This is a genomic window from Bifidobacteriaceae bacterium (assembly GCA_031281585.1).
Lineage (GTDB): Bacteria > Actinomycetota > Actinomycetes > Actinomycetales > WQXJ01 > JAIRTF01.
The window spans coordinates 1-7,908 of sequence record JAITFE010000084.1 but is presented as its reverse complement, the minus strand read 5'-3'; the positions used below and the strand labels follow the sequence as shown (position 1 = coordinate 7,908).

Annotated in this window: 5 protein-coding genes; 3 read left to right on the top strand and 2 right to left on the bottom strand. The window is 69.0% G+C overall.

The window, feature by feature from the left end:
- Positions 1-59 precede the first annotated feature (59 nt).
- Both LBC97_09825 and LBC97_09820 read left to right on the top strand, forming a co-directional pair.
- Positions 60-242 carry a DUF3990 domain-containing protein gene (locus LBC97_09825; protein ID MDR2566329.1) on the top strand — a complete coding sequence of 61 codons (183 nt, stop codon included), beginning with the start codon at positions 60-62 and terminating at the stop codon, positions 240-242.
- A 35-nt stretch (positions 243-277) separates the two neighbouring features.
- Complete coding sequence (locus LBC97_09820; GenBank protein ID MDR2566328.1) at positions 278-1,195, top strand: hypothetical protein; 918 nt, start codon at positions 278-280, stop codon at positions 1,193-1,195.
- Positions 1,196-1,802: 607 nt separating this feature from the next.
- Here the strand turns inward: LBC97_09820 and LBC97_09815 are convergent.
- Both LBC97_09815 and LBC97_09810 read right to left on the bottom strand, forming a co-directional pair.
- Complete coding sequence (locus LBC97_09815; GenBank protein MDR2566327.1) at positions 1,803-5,771, bottom strand: AAA family ATPase; 3,969 nt, start codon at positions 5,769-5,771, stop codon at positions 1,803-1,805.
- A gap of 49 nt (positions 5,772-5,820) precedes the next feature.
- The gene (locus LBC97_09810; protein ID MDR2566326.1) at positions 5,821-6,015 is read right to left on the bottom strand and encodes a hypothetical protein; all 195 of its coding nucleotides are present in this window, start codon (positions 6,013-6,015) and stop codon (positions 5,821-5,823) included.
- Positions 6,016-6,099: 84 nt separating this feature from the next.
- Between LBC97_09810 and LBC97_09805 the strand changes: the two genes are divergently transcribed.
- Positions 6,100-7,908, top strand: a 1,809-nt coding sequence (locus LBC97_09805; protein ID MDR2566325.1) for a hypothetical protein, incomplete at its 3' end; no start/stop codon positions are given.

Below are 7,908 nucleotides of genomic sequence, written 5' to 3'. Positions count from 1 at the left end.
TTCGAGGACGTTGTGGCGGACCTGGTCTTGGTGGCCGCCCAGGCCGGCGGAGAAATTCGTTGATCCTCTACCACGGGTCGAATCAGGTTGTGCGTGGAGGCGACCTGTCGAGGTGCCGGCCGTTCAAGGACTTCGGCAGGGGATTCTACCTCTCGGAGAACCCCGCCCATGCGTGCCCAGGGCGCGGTCCCCGTTTGCGCTGCCTTGTGGCGGGTGCCTTGTCCGCTCCCCCTTCGCCTTGAGTCCCCCGAGCCGAGTTTCGATAGCGTGTGGCGGGATGGACTTCTGCTTGATCGAGCATCCGCCGCTGATCGCGCCGGAAGGGTTCGGTTCTTTGACGTCGGCCAACGTGGGGCCGGACCAGGAGGCGTGCTGTCTGTGGGTGCCCACGCCCGGCGATCCGGCGGCGGGGGAGTCGAATCGCGGCCGCTTCGGGGCTGTCGCAACCCAGCAGGACGGCGTCGGCGCGGTGTGGCAAATCACGGAGTTGAATGGGCCGATGCCCCAGGTCCCCACCACGCAGCCGCACCCGTTGGGATGGATCGTGGTCGGGCGGCGTCGGCGCGGGGGCGAGGACAACGCGCTGGTGTTCGGCCCGAGCGGGAAACGCCTCGGGGCTGGTCGGGTGGGAGACGGCATCGAGCAGGTCCACACCACCCACGACGGAAGCCTGTGGGTGTCCTACTTCGACGAGGGCGTATTCGCCGAGGACGACGGCCGGGGGACCGGTGGCAACGTCGCGGCCGCTGGCTGCGTGCGCTGGGATGTCGCCATTGATGCCACGGGCGTGTGCGGGATTAAACCAGCGTGGCGGCTGTCCTACCCGCAAATGGCGGACTGCTACGCCATGAACGTCACGGACCGGATGGCTTACGTGTGCCCCTACGTGGGCTTCCCGGTTATCGTCGTCGAACAGGGCCGGCAGCGGGAATTGGCCAACGCGGAGGTGGCGGGGGCTCGAGCGATGGTTATCGACGGGCAGCGGATGGCGTTGATCGGCGCCTATGGCAGGAGGGAAGCGGTGTTCTTGGGTGTGATGGAGGAGGGCAGGTTTCGGGTCACCCGAGTCTCCGCGTGGCGCGCCACGGGGGCCGACCCGTCCAGGCTCCTGCTGGTCGGGCGCGGCGACAGGCTGCACGCCTTCAGTCTGGACGGCAGCGGGCGCTGGTGGTCTGGAAGCATCGGCCAACTTTGAGGGAAGGTGTCGCCGCTGGGGCGTCCTCGGGGGATTTGCGGTCTGACGTGGATCGGCGCTTTGGCGCGGTGGGCCGCGCACCGTACGCCGGTCCTTCGCGCTTGCCCGCACTGGTGCCCTGCTGTCCAACCCGACGCCGGGGCGGGGCTGGGTGCGACCGTCATCGCGATCGTGATCCGCTGGTGGATCACGAAGGGGCCGAAGGTCGCGTTGGAGCCGGAAACGGGCCCCTGTGGTGGGCTGGGTGCGACCGTCGTCGCGATCGTGATCCGCTGGTGGATCACGAAGAGGCCGAAGGTTGCGTTTGGGCCCCCTAAGCCGCCCGCGACGGCCCCAAGTGCGACCTCCACGCTGATCGTGATCCGCTGGTGGATCACGAAGGGGCCGAAGGTCGCGTTTGGGCCCTTTACGCCGCCCGCGACAGCCCCCGAAAGGTGGCTGACGGTCCCACCCCGGAAGGCGGCAGGGCACAGCGGTACAGCGCTCATGCTCCGCTGGCGCTGGATGAGTTGAGAATGAACTTTGAGGCGATCGTGCGCGCGGCGAGGGAGTTGGACGTTCCGGCGCCCAACATGGAGAAGCTCAGCGAGCTAATCGGCGCGGCCGCTTAGCGCGAATCGGGTTCCCGCAGGCGTTGCGAAATCACCGTCGAAACGCCGTCGTCCCGCATGGTCACCCCGTAAAGGGCGTCCGCTATCTCCATTGAGCGTTTCTGGTGGGTCACCATCAGCACCTGAGAGTCGGTCCTCAGTTCTTCGACTATCCCCAACAGCCGCCCCAGGTTCGTCTCGTCCAGGGCGGCCTCGACCTCGTCCATGACGTAGAACGGGGACGGCCGGGCCATGAAGATAGCCAGCGTGAACGCGACCGCGACAAGGGAACGCTCCCCCCCGGAGAGCAGCGAGAGGCGCTTGACCGCTTTCCCGGCGGGCCTGGCCTCAATGTCCACCCCGGTCGCCAGCCAGTCGGTCGGGTCGGTGGCGACCAGTCGGCCCTCGCCGCCGGGGAACAGTCGCCCGAACACCCTGGTGAACGCCTCCTGAGTGTCCACAAAAGCGGAGGCGAAGACCTCCTCGACCCGCGCGTCGATCTCCCGCACCACCTTGAGCAGGTCCGCCCGAGACCGTTTGATGTCGTCAAGCCCGCGGCTCAAGAACTCGTGCCGTTCCTCCAACGCGGCGTATTCCTCGAGCGCCAGCGGGTTCACCCGCCCCAGCGCGGTCAGTTCCCGCTGCGCCCGCCGCAGCCGCTTTTCCTGCTCCTCGCGCACATACGGGATGGGTTCCGCCTCGGGGGCCGCCGGGTCCGGAATGGGCTGGTCGGGACCGTATTCCTCGCGCAACGTGTCCAAAGTCAGGCCGAATTCCTCAAGCGCCCTGGCCGCGACCCCCTCCAGCTTGGCCGCCCCCGCCGCCCTGGCCATCTCATCCCGGTGCACCTCGCTGGTGATCTCCGCCAGCTCCGCCCGCACCTGGTCAATGGCGCCCCGCAGCCCCGCCAGTTCCGTTTCCCGCTCCGCCCGCCGCTGCTCCAACAGGTCGCGCTGGTCGCGAGCCGCCTGCGCCGCGTGGCCGACCTGCCCCTCGAGCTGCGCCGCCGCCCGCTCGACAGCCAACGCCACAGCCGCCTGCTCCGCCCGCCGCTCGGCTCGCGCCTTCGCCTTTTCCTCCGCCTGACGCTCCGTCTCCGCAGCCCGCCTGGTCGCCGCGATCCTGGTCGCCAAACCCTCCAGCCGCTGTCGTAAGGCGCGCGCCTCCAGCGTCGCCTCGGTCAGCGCCTGGCGCGCGTTTTGCGCCTCCGCCGACAGCCGGTCTCTTTCCGCCGGGTTCGGCTCGCCCCCCAGTTGCCCGATGCCGTCGCCCCCCTCCCCTCGCCCCTCCCCGTGGGCGCCGTCCCCGGCGGCGTGGGAGCGGGCAAGGACGGCGGGCGGGGTCCGCCCGGCCGACTCCGCAGCATCCACGCCCGAAGAATAGGTACCGTCCCCATTTCCAGCGGCGATCCCGCTGGTTGCAGGGTCCAAGGCGTCATCCGCCCTGGCGGGTTGGCGGTCCTCCGCGCCGGGAATACGGCCGTGCCCATTTCCGGCGGCCCGGCGGTCGTCGGGCCCCAAGAAATAGGTACCGTCCCCATTTTGCGCGGCTTCCAGTTCCGCAGATGCCGCTTCCAGGGCCGATTGGTCCTCCGCCAGGGCGGCCTGCGCCTCATCCAGGCGGGCTTGGACTTTGGTCGCCAGGTCGCGGCTTGAGCCGGCCGCGGCCGCCAAATGGCCCAGGCGGTCTGCGACCGCCGCATGCTTCGCGTCTGATTGGGTCAAAGCCTCCATTGTGGCCGCGACCGCCTGCTCCGCCTCCGCCAACCGGGCGGAGGCCCCCTTCAACTCGAACGCCGTGGCCTCAAGGGCGGCCTGCGCGGTCGCCATGGTTTGCCCGGCCTCCGCATGGGCGGCGGCCAACTCGATGGGGCTTTGGCCGCCAGCCGACCCGCCCGCCGCGAAGCTGGCGCTGAGCAGGTCGCCGTCTTTCGTCACCGCCGTCAGCGCTGGGTTGGCGGCCACCACCCGCTGGGCTTCGGCCAAGTTGTCGGTCAGCACAACGCCTGCCAGGAGCTCGGCCAGGGCGCCGGCAATGCCGTGGTCGCCGGCCTGGACGGCGGTCAAAGCCCACCGCCCCTCCGGCGGCCCGCCCGCTGCGGGGTCTGAGATCCCGCCCGCGGTGCCAGTAGCAAGGGAAGCCCCTGGCCGCGAAACGTCCGGCGCGTCATCCGCCCGGTCCGAACGTTCCAGGGGGCCGCTCCCGGAGCCGTCCGCCCGGTCGGGGGCCGCTCCCTCGCCGACCACAGTCTGGTTTGCGTCGAGGTCGCGGCCGATCACTATTGCCGTCAGACCCAAATCCTCGGCGCGGGCCAGGCGGAGCGAGTCGACCGCGTCGCCTATGGCCGCGACCGCCAGCGCCTCCGCCGCCGGGCCCAGGCCCGCCGCGATGGCGGCCTCCCAGCCCTTCTCGACCTGGAGCAGGCCGGCCAGCGGGCCGAGCGTGCGGACCCGTTCGGTCAGCGCCGCCGAGGCGTCCTTTGCGGCCATCGCCAACTCCAAGGCGTCCCGGGCCGCGCTGGCGCCGGCCAGTTGGGCGCGCGCCGCCGATTGGCGCTCGCCCAGTTCGGCCAGGCCCGCCTTGGCCCGGTCCAGTTCGGCCGTGGCCTTCTCGTGGTCGCGGTTGAGCGCGGCCTCGCCGTCCTCCACGCCCGCGATCTGCTGCTCCAGGACCGTGAACTCCTGCTCCGCCTCGGCGCGGGCGGCCAACGCCGCCTCAAGCTGGTCCGTCAGATGGGCTATCTCCGTCATGCGGCCCTCGACCCGCGAGCGGGCCGTGGCGACCCGCCCGGTCAGGGTGGCGAGAGACTCGCGCCGGTCCGCCACCGCCCGCAAGGCGGCGGCGTAGCGCTCATCCTCCTCGCGGAACGCCTGATCAGCCAACTGCGAAAGGCGGCGGGCGGACTCGACGGCCGCGTCGGCATCGGACAATTGCGTTTCCAAAGCCCCCTGTTCGGCGGACAACTTGGCGGCCAGGGCCTCCAACCCCTCCGTGGAACCGGCGCCGGTCACCCCGGCGGCGGGCAGGTGGAACTCGCCCTGGCCCAGGAGGCGGGCGCGTTCGGCGGCCAGGTTGCGGGTGCCGCGAACCTTCTCCGCGAGCGCGGCCAGGCGGAAATACAGCTCTGACGCTTTGGACAACTCCGGCACGGCGGCGGCCGCGTGCTGCTCCAACTCCATGAGGCGTTGGCGGGCGCCGGCGAGCGTGGCCTGGAGGTGTTCGCGGTGTTCGTTCAAGGCGGTCTCGTCGGCGGCCTCGGCGGCGAGGGAGGCCTCAAGCTGGGCGGCGTCATCGGCCAACAGGCGGGCGCCCGCGTCGCGCACGGCGATTTGGATGGTTTGGGCGCGCCGGGCCACGTCGGCCTGCTTCGCCAACGGCCCCAACTGCCGCCGGATCTCGGCGGTCAGGTCCTGCAGGCGGGTCAGGTTGGCCTGCATGTTGTCCAGTTTGCGCAGGGCCCGCTCCTTGCGTTTGCGGTGCTTGAGCACCCCGGCGGCCTCCTCGATGAAGCCTCGGCGTTCCTCGGGGGAGGCGGTCAGGACGTCGTCCAAGTGCCCTTGGCCCACTATGACGTGCATCTCGCGGCCCAAACCCGTGTCTGACAGCAATTCTTGGATGTCGAGCAGCCGGCAGGACGTTCCGTTGATGGCGTATTCGGAGCCGCCGTTGCGGAACAGCGTGCGGGAAATGGTGACCTCGGTGTAGTCGATCGGCAGCGCGCCGTCGGTGTTGTCGATGGTCAACCGGACCTCGGCCCTGCCCAGGGCCGGCCGCGTGCGCGTCCCCGCGAAGATGACGTCTTCCATCCGGCCGCCGCGCAGCGACTTCGCGCCCTGTTCGCCCATCACCCAGGCCAGCGCGTCCACCACGTTGGACTTCCCGGACCCGTTGGGCCCAACAACGCAGGTGATCCCCGGCTCGAACGCCAGACGCGTGGTGGAGGCGAAAGACTTGAAGCCCCGCAGAGTCAGCGTCTTGAGATACACGGCTTCATAGCCTATCGGTGCTGTTGGCTTTCGCCCGCTCAGGCGGTGCCTACCGCCAACTCTGCCAGTGGGTCATCGCCTCCAGCGCGGCGGCTTCTTCTGTGGCCACCTCCGGTTGGGCCGCCCCGAGCACGATGCCGACCTCCAACGCCCCCGCGTCGCAGCGGTCGGGTTTGCAGCCGGCCAACTTGGCATGGGTCAGCCCGCGCGCGGCGACCAACAATCTGGCCTGAGCAGAACTCAACTGTGGCGCTGAGTTGATCGCTAGCATTGGGAACGTGACCCGAGCGCCCCACGTTGTTGCACCTCAGCATCCCAGGAGTGACACGTGAGCGCGCGTCGGCCTGGGATCGCCAGCGACTCGCTGGCGTTGGCGGGCGACCTGCTCAGCGTGGGGTCCGGCGGCGCGCCGGTCTTCGGCCTGCTGGCCAAGGTCGCGGCCTTTGCGGTGCCCTGGCTGCCGGACGATGAGTGGAAGGACTGGACTGCTCAAATCCGCCGGTTAGCGGAACGCGGCTGGCGTGAAGCCGAAGACCGGCGGCAGCAGGCGGAACTCGGTGAAACGGAATTCCCCAGCTTGGACCTGACCCTTGCCTTTATTGGCAAGTGCTTGCAGGTGGGCGCGAGTTTTGGCACCGATGGCTTGGCGCGCTACTGCGAATGCGATAGCGCGGCGGCTGCCCTGGTTGTCGAGAGAATCGAGAGGCAATGCGCCACGAATCCGGGGTTCCGCGAACATCAACGGCTCGCTGGGCTTCATCAGCGCGTTCTGGGGCTGGAACAATCGCTGCGGCGGGTGGCGGGTGATGCGCAGGCGCTCCGCGGCGCCGTGGAGCACCTTGAGAAGGCCATCGGACCTCTCCAAGTGCCGGATGGGGTCCTGGCGGACCTGGCGGCGGCTCTTCGCCAGTTCGTGGAGAGTGACTTCGCGAGGTATTTGCTGGGTCAACCGCGACTCCCGCCGCCCAGCGACTCGCTGCTCCATTTCACCTCGAAGAAAGTGGCTTTTGTGGGCCGCGAGAAAGAACTCGAGCGCTTGGAGGAGTTCTGCGAAGAAGACCGAGAGGTGTTGTGGTGGGCTGTCACTGGGCCGGGCGGCTTCGGCAAGAGCCGGCTCGCTTATGAGTTCTGCCAGCGGATCGAGCGGCGCGGTTGGCGGGCTCAGTTCCTGCGTCGCGAGTTCTTCGACGGATCGGCTCCCAGTTGCCTCACTTGGGACTTCCCCCAGGATCTGCTGCTGGTGGTCGATTACGCAGCCTGCCACGGCGGCCAGGTCGGCCGCTGGCTCACCGGCCTGCAAGGGAGGCGGGACCAAAAGCTGCGGGTCTTGATCCTTGAGCGGGAGTCATTCGCGGACCCGTGGACGGACCTGGGGCAACCCCGCTGGTACGCGGAGATGGCCAATCAGGTCGACAAGCGGGAGCTAGAACACCTGAGATACGGGACGGCGCCGTCGGAACTCGCGCTTGAGGGGACCAGGTTGGGCGATGAGGAGATGAACAGGTTGTTGTCTTCTCTAAGTGTCCCGCCACGCGAGAGCGCCATGATATTAGGACGGTTGTCCGAGATCGACCCCGACCGGACTCGCCCTCTCTACCTTTTATTCCTCGCGCTGGCGTGGACCCATAACCAAGGTGGCGACCGCTGGGCCACCTTGAGCTTGGAGGACCTCCAGAACATGATTTACGAGCATGAACGGGCCCGCCTGCCGACAACCTGGACGGTGGAAGCGAAGAACGCCGCGCTGGACATTTGCGCCTACTCCACCATCACCGGGCCAATCGAGGACCTGGGCGCGGCTTTGGACTCCCATCCGCACCTCTCCCGGTTCAAGCTCTCCGCAGCCTCGGTCTCCGGCGGGCTCCCAACGTTCGTTGGCACGGTCCGCCAGCATTTCGGCCAACCCGGGCACGGTGGCGCTGCCAGCGCCCGCGCGGACGTTGTCCCCTATGAGCCGGACATTCCAGGCGAGTACATCGCGCTTCGCCGGCTTTCGGCGGCCGCCCGGTCTGCGGGGAGGCTGGAATCCTTGCTTGACGCCTCCTGGGCCACCCGCCCATGGCAGACCGCTGATTTCATGAGCCGCGCAGCCCGCGATTTCATCAATGCCACACCCTTCAGCGACCTGTGGACCGGT